We start from the raw sequence: 16,820 nt of genomic DNA on the forward strand, positions 1-16,820 counted from the left end.
GTGGTGGCGGATGGTAGTTATCTAAAAATCGGCTTCACGGGGGTGAGCCGTCATTGTGGGGTGGGGCATGAGAATATCGTTTTCGGTCAGAAGCCTGCTCGTTGCATTTCTGTCGGTCTGTTGGTGGCACGCCGCTATAGCGGCCGAAACAATTGTCAGTTTTGATCAGACGATGACTGTCGCGTGAAACGGCGCGTTGCAGGTTGTCGAGACGATCACCGCCAACGCTGAGGGAAAAGCCATTCGGCGCGGCATTTTCGTGACTTTCCACTGGAGTTCGTTGATGCCGCCGGACGCAAAAGGCGAGTCGATTTCAGCGTGATATCCGTCGAGCGCGACGGTCAGCCGGAGGAGTGGCGTCAGGAAACGATCGACGGCGGCACGCGTATCTACATCGGACGTCCCGACAAGGATGGTAAGACTTTCTTGCTCGACCGTGGCAAGCACACATTCCGTGTCACCTATAAGACGGACCGGCAGTTCCGCTTCTTCGATGATTATGATGAGCTTTATTGGAACGTTACCGGCAATGGCTGGCAGTTTCCTATACTGCAGGCATCAGCAACGATCATCCTACCTGATGGCGTGAAGCCACAGAGGCTTGCCTATTTCACCGGCGTTGCCAATGCGACCGGCAAGAACGCAACGGCAGTTCAGCAGCCGGATAAGATTGTCTTCTCCACGACCCGTCCTCTGGCAAAAGGCGAGGGGTTGACGGTCTCGGTTATGCTGCCGAAAGGCTCTATTGTGGTGCCGGACGATGCACCGGCGCTGATTGCGGCTGCCGCGCTCGGCCTGCTTGTCCTCGTCGTATATCACCTCGTGGCCTGGCGCCGCGCCGGGCGAAAATCTTCTCCTAGAGTTCTCGTGCCGGGTTGGGACCCGCCCGAGAATGTTTCGCCTGCCGTCGCAAACTATATCGACAACAAGGGCTTCCCCAATGGCGTGGGAGCGGCGATGTCGGCCGCTCTTCTCGGCCTTGCCGTCAAGGGTTACGTAAAGCTCGATGATCTCGGCGAGAGGCTTTTGGTGCACTCCACCGGAAAGCCGTTGCCGGAAGCGCTTGATAACTCCGAATTCGTACTAATGAACGCTGTCGGACCGCGTGATCCGCTGGTGTTCGATCGCAAAAACGACGCCGAATTAAAGCGCGTCGCCTGGGCGTTTCGAAAGGTGATCGAGCGGGATCATGAGGGGCGATACTTCAAGTCCAACGCTTCGTATAGGGGAGGGAGCCTTCTATTGACGCTAGCGGCGCTTGGTGTCGTCTCGATGAGCGGCCGGGATAGCGGCGGTTTTGTAATGGCGCTAGTATTTGGCCTGTTTGCATTAACGATCGGAGGACTCACCACGTTTCTCCGCCGGCGCGGCGTCAGTCGGCAGACGCGCCTTTCCGCGATCTGGTGCCTTGTGGTCCTGTTCGGCTTTATCGCGTTGGTGTTTGTAGGCGCCATCGCGTCCGACCGGCCCGGGACGGTGCGCCCGGAAGGAATTCTGCTGGCCGGGTTGATCATGGCCATAGTCGGTGTCAATTTCGTCTTTGCTCCCTTCATCGAAACATGGACGAAGCTCGGTGCCAGGGCGATCGGGAAGATCGAGCGTTTGCGGCAGTATCTTTCTCTGGTCGATGAAGGGCGCATGGTGGTGCAGGACGATATCCGCACGTCGCCGGAGCATTTTGAGGAGCTATTGCCTTATGCGGTTGCCCTCGGCGTGGAAAAGAAGTGGTCGCAGGTGTTCGAGACGTGGATCACGAAGGCTGCCGGCGGTTCGGCGGGGCTGGAGCGGGCATCTTCCTACCAACCATCATGGTGCAGACGACACGAACACTATCACCATCACCATCATCATGGGTTGGGCTGGGTGAGCGATGTCGCCGCACTGCCGTCGGCCGTCGCGGCATTCATCCCATCCACCAGTTCCCCAACCCCGGTTTCGGCCACCGCTTCTGCCTTCTCTGGAAACGAATCGTCGGAGTCGACCAGCCGGAACGATTCTTCCGATGATCCACCGAACCAGCGCGGTGGTGCTGTCGGCGGTGGCGGAGGCGGCGGTGGCGGCGGCGGATGGTAATTTCGCCGTTTGGCGGGATGACTTTTGCCGCCGGGCTTGCTAAGTCCGCCCGGATCATTTTGCCTCAACGTAAAGACAGCTCCCATGCCCGATCTCCTTCTCGAACTCCGCTCCGAGGAAATTCCCGCCCGTATGCAGCGCAAGGCTGCCGGTGATCTGAAGAAGCTCGTCACCGACGCGCTGGTCGAAGCGGGTCTTTCCTATGAGGGTGCGCGCGAATATTGGACACCGCGGCGCCTGACGCTCGACATTCGCGGCTTGACGGCACGCTCCGCCGATGTGCGCGAGGAGCGCAAGGGTCCGCGCACCGACGCCAATGAAAAAGCGATCGAAGGCTTTTTGCGCGGCGCCGGCTTGTCTTCCGTGTCGGAAGCGCAAGTGCAGAGCGATCCGAAGAAGGGCGATTTCTACGTCGCGGTCATTTCCAAGCCCGGCCGCGCCGCCGAGGAAATCATTGCCGACGTCATGCCTGGGATCATCAAGGATTTTCCCTGGCCGAAATCCATGCGCTGGGGCAAGGCGTCGGCCAAGCCCGGCTCGCTGCGCTGGGTGCGCCCGCTGCAGTCGATCGTCTGCTTGTTCGGCACTGAGCACGAGGAGACCGCCGTCATTCCCTTCGAGATCGACGGCATCGTCGCTTCGAACGTGACTTATGGTCACCGTTTCCATGCGCCGCAGGCAATCATCGTCAAGCGCTTCGATGACTATGTGGCGAGCCTGGAGAGGGCGAAGGTCATTCTCGACGCCGAGCGCCGCAAGGACATCATCCTGCACGATGCCCGCGACGTCGCCTTTGCCAACGGCCTGGAACTGGTCGAGGACGAGGGCTTGCTCGAAGAGGTCTCTGGCCTGGTGGAGTGGCCGCAGGTGCTGATGGGCTCCTTCGAAGAGGATTACCTGTCGATCCCCTCGGAAATCATCCGGTTGACGATCAAGACCAATCAGAAATGCTTCGTCACTCGTCCGCAGGCCGGTGAGACGCTCTCCAACCGCTTCATTCTCGTGTCCAATATCCAGGCGACGGATGGCGGCAAGGAGATCATTCACGGCAACGGCAAGGTCGTGCGCGCCCGTCTTTCCGATGCGCTGCATTTCTGGAAGCGCGACCAGGGCGATTTGCCGGACCTTGAAACGCTGGAAGCCTCTGCCCAAAAATTCGGCCTCGACCTGAAGAAGCCGCTCGATCAGCGCATGGCAAAGCTCGATGCGCTGAACGTCACCTTCCACGCCAAACTCGGCAGCCAGGGCGAGCGCGTCGCCCGCATCCGCGCGCTGGCCGCTGAACTCGCCAAAATCACCGGCGCCGATCCGGCAAAGGTCGACCGCGCCACAGTCCTCGCCAAGGCTGACCTACGCACCGAAGCCGTCGGCGAATTCCCGGAGCTTCAGGGCCTCATGGGCCGCAAATATGCGGTGCTGCAGGGCGAAGATCCTTCCGTCGCCGCTGCGATCGAAGATCACTACAAGCCGCAAGGCCCGTCAGACCGCGTGCCGGAGGACAAGGTGGCGATCACGGTCGCGCTGGCCGACAAGCTGGACACGCTAATCGGCTTCTGGGCGATCGATGAGAAGCCCACAGGCTCTAAGGACCCTTTCGCGCTGCGCCGCGCGGCTTTGGGCGTGGTGAGAATTCTTCTGGAGCGCAAGGTTCGGCTGCCGCTGCTCGCGACGACAAAAGACATCGATCTTCTCGCCTTCTTCCACGATCGCCTGAAGGTCTATCTCCGCGATCAGGGCGCCCGCTACGACCTTATCGACTCCGTGCTGACGCCGGAAGCCGACGACCTCCTGATGGTCGCCCGCCGTGTCGAGGCGCTGACCGCTTTCATCACCTCGGAAGACGGCAAGAACCTGCTCGCCGGCACCAAGCGCGCCACCCAGTTTCTTGCCGCCGAGGAGAAGAAGGGCACCGTCATAGCTGACGGCGTTTCCGAAAACCTGCTGAAGCTCGATGCTGAAAAGGCCCTTTTTGTCGCCATCACTGCAGCCTCTGCCGAAGCCTCCGATGCGATCGCCAAGGAGGATTTCCGCTCGGCCATGGCAGCACTTTCCAAGCTGCGCGCGCCTGTCGACCGCTTCGCCGTGGAGGTATTCGTCAACGACGAAGACGCTGCCATCCGCGCCAATCGCCTGGCGCTGCTGCGCCTGATCCGTGAAGCGACGGGAACGGTGGCCGACTTCTCGAAGATCGCGGGATAAAGCATGGAGGCGCGATGACCGGAAAGATCCTCGTCAGCGCCTGCCTCATGGGCCATGCCGTCCGTTACGACGGCCGTTCCAAGCCGCTCATCCATCCGGCCATCGAGCGTTGGCGTGAGGAGGGGCGGCTGGTGACGATCTGTCCGGAAATGTCCGCCGGCATGGTCGTGCCGCGACCGCCGGCCGAAATTGCCGATGGTGCGACCGGCGAGGATGTGCTTGCCGGCGCTGCACGCGTGATGGAGATCACCGGCGGCGATGTCACGGCGGAATTTCGTCAGGCGGCCGAAAATGCTCTGGCGCTCGCACAAGAAACCGGCTGCCGCTACGCTCTCCTGATCGACGGAAGCCCGTCCTGCGGCTCAGGCTTCATCTATGATGGCACCTTCTCCGGCGGCCGGCATGCGGGCAATGGCGTTACGGCTGCGCTACTGAAGCAAGCCGGTATCGAGGTTTATTCCGGCGGTGAGATTGACCGTCTGATCGAGCGGCTTGCTGCGGCCGACTGAAGCCTTCGACATCCCCATAAGAAAAACCGCCGGGTTTGTGCCCGGCGGTTCATGATGCTGTTACGTTATAGTTTAAGCGGCGCGGCGGTTTTGTTGTGCCAGCGGCCGGCCGTCGTTGACGCGGAAGCCGCGGATGAGGCCGAGCAGATCCTCGGTGTCGGCGGCGAGCGTTTCGGCCGATGCCGTCGTTTCTTCCGCCATGGCGGCGTTCTGCTGTGTGGCGGCGTCGAGCTGGTTCATCGAAGACGAGATCGAGCGCAGCGTCGTATCCTGCTCGGAGGCGCTATGGGCGATCTTCGAGACGATCTCGTTGGCCGCCTTGATCTGGTCGGAGATGCGCTTCAGCGCTTCACCGGCCTCGCCGACGAGGCGGACACCCTGGTCGACCTGGCCCGAGGAGCGGGCGATCTGGTCCTTGATCTCCTTGGCGGCAGCGGCGGAGCGCTGCGCCAGTTCGCGCACTTCCTGGGCGACGACGGCAAAGCCCTTGCCGGATTCGCCGGCACGCGCCGCCTCGACGCCGGCATTCAGCGCCAGAAGGTTGGTCTGGAAGGCGATCTCGTCGATGACGCCGATGATCTTGCTGATCTCTTCGGATGATTTCTCGATACCGCTCATGGCATCGATCGCCTGTGCGACGACGGCGTCGCTGCGCGATGCCTCAGTCGAGACGGCATGCACGCGCTTGCTGGCCTCGTGTGCGCCCTCGGCGGTCTGTCGCACCGCGACGGTGAGCTCGTCAAGCGCCGCCGAGGTTTCCTCCAGGCTGGCGGCCTGGCGTTCGGTGCGCTGCGAAAGCTCGTTGGAGGCGCGGCGGATCTCTTCCTTGCTGACGCCGATGTCGTTGCCCTTGGCATTGACGCGACCCATGGCGGCTTCCAGATGTGACAGCGCCTCGTTGAAGTTGTTGCGCAGGCCGGCATAGCCGATGCCGATATCGCCGCAGCGCACGGTCAGATCGCCCTGGGCGAGGTCTTCGAGCGCTCGGCCGATGATGGAGACGACACGCGCCTGCTCATGCGCTTCGTCTTGCTGCTGGCGAAGGTTCTGTTCGCGCTCACTGCTGATTTCCAGCTCCTGCGCGGCTTGACGATCCGCCAGGGCGTGACGTTCGCGGACCTTCTCCTGCAGCGACCGGGTCGCCTGCGCCATCAGGCCGATTTCGTTGCGCATCTCGGCGTGAGGAATGACTATCGTCACGTCATCATCAGCCACGGCCTTGAGAGCGGTATGGACATCGGCCAATGGCTTGGTGATGCCGCGAATGAAGTAGAATGCGGCACCAATGCCGACGAGAAAGACGATGCCGCAGATCAGCAGCGCGCGCCACATTGCCGCGTGGATCTGGCCTTCGAGGTCGTCCATATAGACGCCGCAGCCGAGAACGATCTGCCATGGTGCAAAGGCGGCGGAATAGCTGCCCTTCAGGAAAAGCTCGCTGTCAGGATGACCGGGCTTGACCCAGTAATAAACGGTGCGGCCGCCGCCCTTGATGCCCTTTTCGACCATTTCCTTGCTGAAATGCGTGCCGTTCTTGTCGACCTGGCCGGACATATCCTTGCCGACATTGGCTGGGTTGGGATGAAAGCGCATAGTGGCGCTGTAGTCGAAGCCGAAGAGATAGCCCGCCGGTTGGAAGCTGACATGCGAGAGGAGCTTGAAGGCTTCGGCCTGGGCGGCCTCATGTGTCATCTCACCGGATTTTTCGCGCTGATAATATTGATTCAGAACCGAAATGCCGGACTCGACCTGCGTGCGGAGCATATCGAAACGGTCGTCATAGATCGAGTCCGCCTGCGACCGGATCTCGAAATAGGTCGCCACGGCAAAAGCTGCCATAAGCACGCCCAGAAGGGCGAAGAGTTGATGGGCGATCTTGAGATTCTTCATAATGCCTCGCAACAGGGTAGGATGAATACCGGCGCGGTATCCTACCGCCTGTGCGATCGCCTGGGAGAAACCCCAATACGCTTGCCGCTGCTCGAAATGACATGCTGCTGTCCGGTGCAAGCAAAGTGGCGCTTTATATCTAATAAAGATTTAATCAAAACAGCGTGATCGGAAATTAAAAAACTCTCGAGGTAAACTTTGTTGCCTCGCAATAAATAATACTAGGCTCGCTTTCAAGACTATCCGGAGCGGACGGGAAAAATTCTGTAGTTTGCTATGCAAAACAAATGCGCCCCTGCTTCTCTTCAGGGGCGCATTGGTCCGCCTTGCGGCAGACCCCGTCGACCGAAACTTTGGCCGGGGCGGGGCAGGGAACGGGGTCGAACAGCTATTGTTACTGGCGAAGTTCAAAGCCGGAGAGATCGAGTGGCGGGGGTGTCTTCGCTTTGGCGGATTGGGGCAAAGCAGCGGTTTTTGCGGTGAGGTCGATGCCGTCGATCGGAACATTGGCGGCCGCCAGCGCCTCGGGCGTCGGTTTCGAAATGAAGACGACCGGTGAGCCGCCCATCCAGGCCTCGGTGCGCACCACCTTCCTCTGGCCATCGATGTCGCGCACGACGACGGACTGCGTGCCCGGCGCCAGGTCCGGCACCACGTAGTCCTTCTTGACCATTGGCGGCTTGATCGCCGGGCAATCTGTGCAGACCCTGTCGATGATGCTATCGCCACCGGTTTCCGTCTTGCTGTCGATGGGCTGGATCGACGAAGCCATGGCCGAGCCGGCGGCCAGCACACATGCCAAAGTCAGGAAAAAGGGACGCATAACAAAACCACTCCGTCTTACATGTTGGAGAGATTAGCGTCCCTTTGTTTCCATCCTGTCAGGAGATTCGATAAAAGTTTAGCGGAACCGCAGAAATCGGCACAGGCTGGCGGTTTTCGCCTCAAATATTTTCGCGTTCGATCGCGCGCCAGCCAATGTCGCTGCGGTTAAAACCATTCTCCCATTGCACCTCGCCAGCAAGGGCATAGGCGCGCTTTTGCGCGTCGCTGACGGAGTTGCCGGTCGCTGTGATGTTCAGCACCCGACCGCCGGTCGCGACCAGCGCGCCATCCTTCAGCGCTGTGCCGGCATGGAACACCTTGGCGCCTTCGCTGTCGGCGGGCAGGGCAGCTATCGGCGTATTTTTCGCGTAGGAGCCGGGATAGCCTTTCGAGGCCATGACAACGGTCAGCGCCACATCGTCGCTCCACTCGGCGCTGACCTGATCCAGCGTGCCGTTGGCGCAGGCGAGAAGCAGCGGCAGCAGATCGCTCTTCAGCCGCATCATCAGCACCTGACACTCCGGATCGCCGAAGCGAACGTTGTATTCGATCAATTCCGGCCCCTTGGCGGTAATCATCAGCCCGGCGAAGAAGACGCCGGAGAAGGGATGGCCGCTTTCCGCCATGCCGCGGATCGTCGGTTCGATGATTTCCTTCATCGTGCGCTCGACCATTTCCGATGTCATGACCGGAGCGGGGGAATAGGCGCCCATGCCGCCGGTATTCGGGCCGGTATCGCCGTCGCCGACGCGCTTGTGGTCCTGGGCGGTAGCAAGAGCCAGCGCATGCTTGCCGTCGCAAAGGCAGAAGAAGCTCGCCTCCTCGCCGTCGAGATAGGCTTCGATCACGACCTCGGCTCCGGCCGCGCCGAATGCGCCTTCGAAGCAGTCGTCAATCGCGGCGAGCGCTTCCTCGACCGTCATGGCAACGGTGACACCCTTGCCGGCGGCAAGCCCATCGGCCTTGACGACGATCGGCGCGCCCTGTGCGCGAATATAGGCTTTCGCCTTTGGCGCATTGTTGAAACGCTGGTAGGCGCCGGTCGGGATATCGTAGCGGGCGCAGATATCCTTGGTGAACCCCTTGGAGCCTTCCAACTGCGCGGCTGCGGCGGATGGACCGAACACGGCGATGCCTTCTGCGTGCAAGCGGTCGGCAAGCCCGGCAACCAGCGGCGCTTCCGGGCCGACGACGACGAAGTCGATGGCTTTTTCCTTACAGAAGGCGACGATCGCACCATGGTCTTCGATATCGATGGCGGCAAGTGTGGCATGGTCGGCAATGCCGGGATTGCCCGGCGCGGCGTAGAATTCCGTCATCAGCGGCGATTGCGCCAGTTTCCAGGCGAGCGCATGCTCGCGTCCGCCCGATCCGATCAACAGAACTTTCATGGCTTGCCCTTTTCTTGCGTCCATTTGCGCGGTTAAGGGCCGCTGGACCAAAGGTCAAGCGGCAAATCCTGTGGAGGCGCAGGCTACAACATTGCAACGCCTTTTTATGTCGCTAATGCGAGACGTCGGTTTTCGAATCGTCGGTCCGCTTTCGTTGCTTGGATCGGCACTATCTGATCCGAAAACCGCTTCGTACTTTTTGGGATCATGCTTATGGTCTCCTCACCCTTGTTCAGTTCAGAGAATCCTATGGCCGCCGACATCCGCTCCCTTGCCGCAACCATCGCCACTGAAATCAATTCGCGTGCGGATCAGGCCAAGGCCGCGATCGAGCTTCTCGACGAAGGCGCCACGGTGCCCTTTATTGCTCGCTATCGCAAGGAGGTGACCGGCGGTCTTGATGACGGTCAGTTGCGTACGCTGGCGGAGCGCCTCGTCTATCTGCGCGAGCTGGAAGCCCGCCGGGCGGCTATCGTCGAGTCGATTACCGGTCAGGGCAAGATGACCGACGAGCTGATGCGCAAGATCGCCGTGGTCGCCACCAAGGCTGAGCTGGAAGATCTTTATCTACCCTATAAGCCGAAGCGCCGCACCCGTGCCGAAATCGCCAGGGAGCGCGGCCTTGGCCCGCTTGCCGATACCATTGTTGCCGATCGCTCCAGGGAGCCGGCTTCCCTTGCCGAGGGTTTCATCACCGCTGACGTACCCGACGTGAAGACGGCACTCGAAGGGGCGCGCGACATCATCGCCGAAGGCATTGCCGAAAATGCCGATCTGCTCGGCAAGCTGCGCACCTATATGAAAACGAATGCATTGCTGAAAGCGAGGGTCGTTGACGGCAAGCAGGAGGCGGGTGCGAAATTCGCCGATTATTTCGATCATCAGGAACGTTGGGCAACCGCTCCCGGCCATCGCGCGCTTGCCATGCTGCGCGGCTGGAATGAGGAGATGCTGACACTGACCATCGAGGTCGACGTCGAGGCCGTCTCGCCGAACAAGCCGGTAGAGCGGATGATCGCGACGGCTTACGAGATCGGCACGAGCAAGCCCGGCGACCGCTGGCTGATGGAGGTGGCAAGCTGGACCTGGCGCGTCAAGCTCTCCATGTCGCTGTCGCTCGACCTGATGCGAGAGCTGCGTGAACGCGCCGAAGAGGAGGCCATCCACGTCTTCGCACGCAATCTGAAGGATCTTTTGCTCGCGGCTCCGGCCGGATCGCGTGCGACCATGGGCCTCGATCCCGGCATCCGCACCGGCGTCAAGGTTGCCGTGGTCGACGGCACGGGCAAGCTGCTGGAAACGACGACGGTCTATCCCTTCCCGCCAAAAAACGATGTGCGCGGCACGCAGGCAACGTTGGCTGCGCTCGTGCGCAAGCACCAGGTCGAGCTGATCGCAATCGGCAACGGCACTGGCAGCCGCGAGACGGAGAAACTGGTGGCTGACATGCTGGCGGATCTGCCGGCACCGAAACCGACCAAGGTGATTGTTTCGGAGGCAGGCGCTTCCGTCTATTCGGCTTCCGAAACGGCGGCGCTGGAATTCCCCGGTCTCGACGTATCGCTGCGCGGCGCTGTCTCCATCGCCCGCCGTCTTCAGGATCCGCTGGCGGAACTCGTGAAGATCGAGCCGAAATCGATCGGCGTCGGCCAGTATCAGCACGATGTCGACCAGCAGAAGCTGTCGCGCTCGCTCGATGCCGTCGTCGAAGATGCGGTGAACGCGGTCGGTGTCGATCTCAACACCGCCTCCGCGCCGCTGCTCTCCCGCGTCTCGGGTCTAGGCCCGTCCATTGCCGACGCGATCGTCAAGCATCGCGACGGGGAGGGACGTTTCGAGACCCGCCGCGATCTCCTGAAGGTTGCCCGTCTCGGCCAGCGCACCTTCGAGCAATGCGCCGGATTCCTGCGCATTCCCGATGGCAAGGAGCCGCTCGACGCCTCATCGGTGCATCCGGAAGCCTATGGCGTGGCGAAGCGGATCGTGGCGGCATGCGGCCGTGATCTGCGCAATCTGATGGGTGATGCTGCTGCGCTGAAGGCGGTCGATCCGCGCCAGTTCATCGACGAAAAATTCGGTTTGCCGACAGTGCGCGACATTATCGCGGAACTGGAAAAGCCCGGCCGCGATCCGCGCCCCAGCTTCAAAACGGCGACCTTCGCCGAGGGGGTCAACGAGATCGGCGATCTCAAGCCCGGCATGCTGCTGGAGGGCACAGTAACCAACGTCGCCGCCTTCGGCGCCTTTGTCGATATCGGTGTCCACCAGGATGGCCTTGTCCACGTCTCGCAGCTCGCCGACCGTTTCGTCAAGGACCCACATGAAGTGGTCAAGGCCGGCGACGTCGTAAAAGTGAAAGTTGTGGAGGTAGACGTCAAGCGCAAACGAATCGGCCTCTCCATGCGCAAGGATGGCAGCACTGCGGCTGCGGCGCCTCAGCATCAATCGCGCGAAAAAAGTGGGGGGCACAACGCTGGCGGTAGGCGTGATAGCGGCCCGAAGCCGGAGCAGCACGGCAGCTTCGGTGCCGCTCTGGCGGATGCACTCAAGCGAAAATAAGGGCTTAGCGAGACTCAGTGCAAGAATGTCACACTCTGGCAGAGTTGTTGCCGGAGTGCCAACGAGTGCGAAAAGGTGCGCTTGCCACATTGATGTGACGCGTTAAAGTCAGTGCTAATGTCATGTCATCATAGGCGAGGCGTCCATGGCGTCGGCACTCTTCTCGATTGTTAAAAAAATCGTTCGTAAAGGCTCCCTGAGACTTACGCTCGCATCCGGCGAGACGCATATGATCGGGGATGGGTCCGGCGAGACGGTTGCCGTCCGCGTCGCCGACCAACAGGCTGAGGACGCGATTGCCCGCGATCCGACCTTGAAGCTCGGCGAAATGTACATGGAAGGCCGCTTCATTCTGGAGCAAGGGGATATCTATGAATTCCTCTCGCTGGTTAAGCAGAATACGACCAACGAAATCTTTGATCTGCGCATGGCGGCGCTCTTGATCGGTCGCATTGCCTGGCAGCAGATCAAAAGCCGCTCGCCGATCAATCGCAACAGATACAATGTTGCGCATCACTATGATTTGTCGGCCAAGCTGTTTGATCTCTTCCTCGATGAGGACTGGCAATATTCCTGCGCCTATTTCGTGCCGCCTGGCATCAGCCTGGACGAAGCCCAAGTGGCCAAGAAGCGCCATATCGCCGCCAAGCTGCTGGTCGAGCCAGGGCAGCGCGTTCTGGAGATTGGCTCCGGCTGGGGCGGCATGGGCATGTATCTAGCCGAAGCCAATCCCGGCCTGGATTTCACCGGTATCACGCTCAGCGAAGAGCAGCTCAAGGTTTCGCGCGATCGCGCCGCCAAGCGCGGCCTGTCCGACCGCATGCGCTTTGAGCTTCAGGACTATCGCTATATGACCGGCAGGAAGTTCGACCGCATTGTCTCGGTCGGCATGTTCGAGCATGTCGGCATCGGCGACTATGGCAAGTTCTTCCGCAAGGTCCACGAATTGCTCGACGACAACGGCGTCATGGTGCTGCACTCCATCGCCCGTCCGAAGCCGAGTTTTGGAACGAACGCCTTCATCGAGAAGTATATTTTCCCTGGCGGCTATATTCCATCCGTCGGAGAGACCGTGGCACCGCTGGAAAAGGCCGGGTTGCTGGTCAAGGATGTCGAAATCCTGCCGATGCATTATGCCCATACGCTGCGGCATTGGCGCAATCGCTTCGTGGCGCGCAAGGCCGAGGCTGTCGCGCTCTATGACGAGAAGTTCTTCCGCATGTGGGAATTCTATCTGGCCGGCTCGGAAATGGGCTTCCGCTGGGATGAACTCTTCATCATGCAGATCCAGATTGCCAAGAACCAGTTCGCTGTTCCTGATAATCGCAACTACATTGCCGAGCGGGAAGCGAAGCTCAGGCTATTTGAGGCAACCCGTGCGCCGCTGGAAAAGGTGACGTTCTAAACATCCGCCGCTGTTTTGAGGTTGCGCCGAGCCGTGGATTGCCATGGCTCGGCGTTTTGATTTTGGCCCATCCGGACAGGGCGGCGTGTCCGTTATTTGACCACTTGAATGGTCAGATTCTCGTCGCTGACTTTATTTGCATACAACACGGTCATGCGCAGGGTGAACTGATCCGTGCCGGTGAAGCCAGGATCGGACGTGTAATATACCGTCGTACCTTCGACCGGCTTGCCGCTGCAGACATAGGCGTCACTGTCCTTATCGTATTTAACCCGAACCGGGCCGTGTTCGAAAGTGACCTTGCCGTGGCTAGGTTGCTTGATGATCCCCGTATAGGGGTAGGCGTCGAACGTACAATCCCGCTTCACGGACGCGACCATGCCAAGCGCGGTCTTTTTGCCGGAGATCGCTCTGTGGGAATATTGGTTCTGCTTGGTGCCATCGATTGGCGTGCCGACACAGCCTGAAAGCGTCAAGCCGATACCGAGAAATGCACTGAGAGAAATCAAAGATATAGTATTCATTCCGCTCTCTTTTTGAATTGCCGATATCGGAATCCCAATAGCGGCGTAGGCAATACCAATGATTGAGTAACCTGTGCCGGAATTAAATCACCGCGACACATCGGCGCAGGCTCGGAGCCGGTGAAATTGCCTTTTTAAGTTTCGCCTTATCCCCCGAATTCAGTCGCATTTGGTTAAGAGAGCGGTAACGCGATCGGGATAATTTGCGGCAACTCTAAGGGCGTGTATGGCCCTTTGTATTGCGTATTATGGAGTTGATTGTGTTTGTGAAATCGCGTTTGTTTTTCACCTTCGGCCTGCTCGCTGTTTCTGCGGGCGCCGCTTCGGCCGGGGACGGTCAGCACTTTTGGTCGGGTGATTGGTATCTAAGCGTCGGTGCAGCCGGTTTCACCGCGCCGAAATTCGAAGGCAGCAAACACAACAAGCTGCAATGGGCGCCGTTGATCTCCGTCGGCAAGCAAGGCCCAGGCCCGCGTTTCTCCTCGCGCAACGATAATCCCTCTTTCGCGTTCATCGACAATGACGGCATCCGCGCCGGTATCGTAGGCAAATTCGTGCCGAGCCGGGATTCCAGCGACGGTCACGAGCTGAAGGGCCTGAAGAAGGTCAAGTGGGGCGCCGAAGTGGGCGGCTTCGTCGAAGCCTATCCGACCGACTGGTTGCGCGCCCGTGTCGAAGTCCGCCAGGGCATTCGCGCGCATAGCGGTGTCGTCGCCGACGCTGCCATTGACGCGTTCACCGACATCACGCCGGAACTGCGCCTCTCCGGCGGCCCGCGCATGACGCTCGCTTCCCCTGATTATTTCGACACCTATTATGGCGTTAACGCCAAGCAGTCCGCAGCCTCCGGCCTCAGCCGCTATAATCCGGGCGGCGGCGTGAAGTCCGTCGGCGCTGGCGGTGCGCTGACCTGGAAGGCCAGCCAAAACTGGACCACGAGCGCCTTCGTCGAATATTCCCGCCTGACCGGCCCGGCTGCCGATAGCAGCCTCGTGCGAGAACGCGGCGACCGCAACCAGTTGCTGGTCGGCGTTTCCGCCAGCTACAAGTTCAATTTCACGCTGAACTGAAAAGAGCGGGGCGTCAGCCCTGCCGCTTGACCGCGCCCGCCAGATGTCACTACTAGTCGTCTATGCAAAAGACAGGCGACATTAACGGGCGCGTCGCAGACGCATCATCCGGCAACTGGGTTTATCGCATCCTGCCTGCGGCGCTTTGGCCCTATGCGCAGCTCGCGCGCTGGGACAGGCCGATCGGCTGGCAGCTCCTGATGTGGCCCTGCTTCTGGTCGGCCGCGTTGGCGGCTAATGCTGCTGTTGCGGCGGGCCAGCCTTCGCCCGGCTTTCTGCTGATCTACCACCTCATCCTCTATTTCATCGGGGCCGTCGCCATGCGCGGCGCCGGTTGCACCTATAATGATCTGGTCGATCATGAGATCGACATGGAAGTGGCCCGCACGCGCTCACGTCCGCTGCCGTCCGGCCGGGTGACGCGCTGGCAGGCCAAGATGTTCATTGCGCTGCAGGCTCTGGTCGGCCTGCTGGTGCTGCTGCAATTCAATTGGTTCGCCGTCGTTCTCGGCATCCTGTCGCTAGCCGTCGTCGCGCTTTATCCTTTTGCAAAGCGTTTTACCGATTGGCCGCAATTCTTCCTCGGCCTCGCCTTCTCCTGGGGCGCTCTCATGGGGTGGGCCGGCCTCTTCGGCAGCCTGTCCTTTGCCCCGATCGTGCTCTATGCCGCCTCCATTCTCTGGACGATCGGCTATGACACGATCTACGCGCATCAGGACAAGGAGGATGACGAGCTGATCGGCGTGCGCTCCACCGCGCGGCTTTTCGGTGATCAGACCCGCCTCTGGCTGATCGGCCTTTATGGCGCGACATTGTTTCTGATGCTGGTGTCCTTCGCCTTGGCGGGAGCAGGCTGGCTTGCCTATCTCGGCCTGATCGTCGCCGGCTGCATGTTCGCCTATCAAATCGCCGTGCTTGATATCAACGATGGCGCGCAGTGCCTTGCCCTGTTCAAGTCCAACAATCGGGTCGGCCTGATCGTCTTTGCCGGCCTCTTTCTGTCGTTCTTGTTCCTCGTCCCGTGAGGGGAGGGGGTTTGCCACATGCGGTTCTCAAGGGCGCGTCATGGCATGTGAAATCCGCCCTGCTGCCAAGGTAGACGCTGAAGCAATCAGCGACGTGATCCTTGCAGCACTTCGGGAGGTCAATGCGAAGGACTATTCTCCCGATATCATCGATCGCGTTGCCGATAGTTTCAGTCCCGCTGCCGTGCGCAAGCTGTTGGGCAGCCGAACGGTCTTCGTGGCGATCGATGGCGGAAGCATCGTTGGTACTGCCAGCCTCGATGGCGCCGTTGTCCGCACGGTGTTCGTTGCTCCTTCCGCACAAAGGCGCGGCATTGGCGCCCGCCTCATGGCTGAAATCGAACAGGCGGCTATCACAGGCGGCATCACCACCTTGTCCGTGCCGTCGTCCATCACTGCACAGGGCTTTTACGAGAAGCTCGGCTTCAACAGTGTCTCAGACAGTTTCTACGGCGACGAACGAACCATCATCATGGAGCGCTCACTGACGCCATAAAGATTTCGGCCGCGGGATTGCCTCTCCCGCGGCCGATTCTTGAGAATTTAGTAAGCGAACGAATGCGCCTCAGCGCCGCGCGATAATCTCGCGGCCTTCGATCTTCATCTTGACGCCGAGCTTGCCGGTCGAGCGGCGCACGAGGAAGCGCGGGCGGCGATTGGCGAAATAGGAGTGGCGGCGACGGGGCTGGATGTCGCGGGTGGCGACGCCGCCCAGATGCTCTTCCAGCGGACGGGCGACGCCGTCGGCTTCGATCATCATCATCGGAATGCGGAAGGCTTCCGACCAGGAGCGCCAGTCGGCGGCGATGTCGCTCAAATCATGGGCGACGAGGAGGGGGATGCAGAGATCGGGATCCTCATGATGCAATTCCAGCGTCACCGTGACTTCGCCGTCGCCATGGTCGATGGCGCGGGCGGCAACGCCCTTGAAGGCACGCTTCGGCAATGCGACCGACAGCGGCAGGCCACTGGACGGCAAGATCTTGCGCAGCACCGCGCCGCGTTCGTCGATCGTGATGGTGACATCACCCGCGGCACCCCGCATGGCATAGCTGACCTGTTGCGGAAAGCGCGTCGGATCCAGCCGCAGTGTGGTTCCAGCCCAATCGGGCTTCAGGACGGTATTTGTCATCTAATCTCTACCCTTGCTTTACCTGAGAGCCGGTTTTCCGGTCTTCTTACGGAGAACGTCATGTCCTCTCGTTGGGTGCAGATTAGGCGGCCCCCCTTCCAGACAGCTTAAAAATCGCGGTTAAGAAAACTTTGCGTCCTCAAATGGTTAGCAAAGTCGAATGCATCAGGGTTTCCATAACGTGAATGGGAGCGCGCAACCGGTCGTGCCGATTTGGT

General features: G+C 60.4%; 12 protein-coding genes and 1 pseudogene. 8 read left to right on the forward strand and 5 right to left on the reverse strand.

The window, feature by feature from the left end:
• The first annotated feature begins 270 nt into the window (after positions 1-270).
• The 3 genes from PH547_RS33830 (at position 271) to PH547_RS07570 (ending at position 4,781) form a co-directional block, all read left to right on the forward strand.
• On the forward strand, positions 271-2,073 hold the full coding sequence (locus PH547_RS33830; RefSeq protein ID WP_104822178.1) for a DUF2207 domain-containing protein: 1,803 nt from the start codon (positions 271-273) through the stop codon (positions 2,071-2,073).
• Between the two features lie 84 nt (positions 2,074-2,157).
• Positions 2,158-4,272, forward strand: a complete 2,115-nt coding sequence (gene glyS / locus PH547_RS07565) for a glycine--tRNA ligase subunit beta (protein WP_285167903.1) — start codon at positions 2,158-2,160, stop codon at positions 4,270-4,272.
• Positions 4,273-4,286: 14 nt separating this feature from the next.
• Positions 4,287-4,781, forward strand: a complete 495-nt coding sequence (locus PH547_RS07570) for a 2-thiouracil desulfurase family protein (protein WP_285167904.1) — start codon at positions 4,287-4,289, stop codon at positions 4,779-4,781.
• A gap of 72 nt (positions 4,782-4,853) precedes the next feature.
• Here PH547_RS07570 and PH547_RS07575 read toward each other — a convergent pair whose 3' ends face one another.
• From PH547_RS07575 to purD, 3 genes are all read right to left on the reverse strand, one after another.
• On the reverse strand, positions 4,854-6,671 hold the full coding sequence (locus PH547_RS07575; RefSeq protein ID WP_285167905.1) for a methyl-accepting chemotaxis protein: 1,818 nt from the start codon (positions 6,669-6,671) through the stop codon (positions 4,854-4,856).
• Positions 6,672-7,065: 394 nt separating this feature from the next.
• Entirely contained in the window at positions 7,066-7,494 is a 429-nt protein-coding gene (locus PH547_RS07580) for a plant virulence effector HPE1-like domain-containing protein (RefSeq protein WP_283049403.1), read from the reverse strand.
• 121 nt (positions 7,495-7,615) lie between these two features.
• Positions 7,616-8,887 (reverse strand): phosphoribosylamine--glycine ligase, encoded by a 1,272-nt coding sequence (gene purD, locus PH547_RS07585; RefSeq protein WP_285167907.1) that lies wholly within the window; start codon positions 8,885-8,887, stop codon positions 7,616-7,618.
• A gap of 249 nt (positions 8,888-9,136) precedes the next feature.
• Between purD and PH547_RS07590 the strand changes: the two are divergent.
• Positions 9,137-11,300, forward strand: a pseudogene (locus PH547_RS07590) (Tex family protein); the annotation flags it as partial.
• Between the two features lie 291 nt (positions 11,301-11,591).
• Positions 11,592-12,851, forward strand: coding sequence for a cyclopropane fatty acid synthase (locus PH547_RS07595; RefSeq protein ID WP_104822185.1), 1,260 nt, complete (start codon positions 11,592-11,594; stop codon positions 12,849-12,851).
• A 92-nt stretch (positions 12,852-12,943) separates the two neighbouring features.
• On the opposite strand, the gene PH547_RS07600 is transcribed toward PH547_RS07595, so the two are convergent.
• A complete protein-coding gene (locus PH547_RS07600) occupies positions 12,944-13,375 on the reverse strand; it encodes a hypothetical protein (protein ID WP_285167913.1) in 432 nt (143 codons plus the stop codon).
• A gap of 260 nt (positions 13,376-13,635) precedes the next feature.
• On the opposite strand from PH547_RS07600, the gene PH547_RS07605 reads away from it, so the two are divergent.
• The 3 genes from PH547_RS07605 (at position 13,636) to PH547_RS07615 (ending at position 15,966) form a co-directional block, all read left to right on the forward strand.
• Entirely contained in the window at positions 13,636-14,445 is an 810-nt protein-coding gene (locus PH547_RS07605) for a MipA/OmpV family protein (RefSeq protein WP_457898457.1), read from the forward strand.
• Positions 14,446-14,507: 62 nt separating this feature from the next.
• Entirely contained in the window at positions 14,508-15,470 is a 963-nt protein-coding gene (gene ubiA / locus PH547_RS07610) for a 4-hydroxybenzoate octaprenyltransferase (RefSeq protein WP_283049413.1), read from the forward strand.
• A gap of 40 nt (positions 15,471-15,510) precedes the next feature.
• The gene (locus PH547_RS07615; RefSeq protein WP_283049415.1) at positions 15,511-15,966 is read left to right on the forward strand and encodes a GNAT family N-acetyltransferase; all 456 of its coding nucleotides are present in this window, start codon (positions 15,511-15,513) and stop codon (positions 15,964-15,966) included.
• A gap of 69 nt (positions 15,967-16,035) precedes the next feature.
• Here PH547_RS07615 and PH547_RS07620 read toward each other — a convergent pair whose 3' ends face one another.
• The gene (locus PH547_RS07620) at positions 16,036-16,602 is read right to left on the reverse strand and encodes a DUF6101 family protein (RefSeq protein WP_283049417.1); all 567 of its coding nucleotides are present in this window, start codon (positions 16,600-16,602) and stop codon (positions 16,036-16,038) included.
• Between the last annotated feature and the right edge of the window lie 218 nt (positions 16,603-16,820).

The organism is Rhizobium cerradonense (assembly GCF_030182455.1).
GTDB lineage: Bacteria > Pseudomonadota > Alphaproteobacteria > Rhizobiales > Rhizobiaceae > Rhizobium.

Excerpts from the sequence above, each read along its gene's own strand:
- PH547_RS07580 (WP_283049403.1), bottom strand. The coding sequence starts at position 7,494 with ATGCGTCCCTTTTTCCTGACTTTGGCATGTGTGCTGGCCGCCGGCTCG.
- PH547_RS07615 (WP_283049415.1), top strand. The coding sequence starts at position 15,511 with ATGGCATGTGAAATCCGCCCTGCTGCCAAGGTAGACGCTGAAGCAATC.
- purD (WP_285167907.1), bottom strand. The coding sequence starts at position 8,887 with ATGAAAGTTCTGTTGATCGGATCGGGCGGACGCGAGCATGCGCTCGCC.
- PH547_RS07595 (WP_104822185.1), top strand. The coding sequence starts at position 11,592 with ATGGCGTCGGCACTCTTCTCGATTGTTAAAAAAATCGTTCGTAAAGGC.
- glyS (WP_285167903.1), top strand. The coding sequence starts at position 2,158 with ATGCCCGATCTCCTTCTCGAACTCCGCTCCGAGGAAATTCCCGCCCGT.
- ubiA (WP_283049413.1), top strand. The coding sequence starts at position 14,508 with ATGCAAAAGACAGGCGACATTAACGGGCGCGTCGCAGACGCATCATCC.
- PH547_RS07575 (WP_285167905.1), bottom strand. The coding sequence starts at position 6,671 with ATGAAGAATCTCAAGATCGCCCATCAACTCTTCGCCCTTCTGGGCGTG.
- PH547_RS07600 (WP_285167913.1), bottom strand. The coding sequence starts at position 13,375 with ATGAATACTATATCTTTGATTTCTCTCAGTGCATTTCTCGGTATCGGC.
- PH547_RS07570 (WP_285167904.1), top strand. The coding sequence starts at position 4,287 with ATGACCGGAAAGATCCTCGTCAGCGCCTGCCTCATGGGCCATGCCGTC.
- PH547_RS07620 (WP_283049417.1), bottom strand. The coding sequence starts at position 16,602 with ATGACAAATACCGTCCTGAAGCCCGATTGGGCTGGAACCACACTGCGG.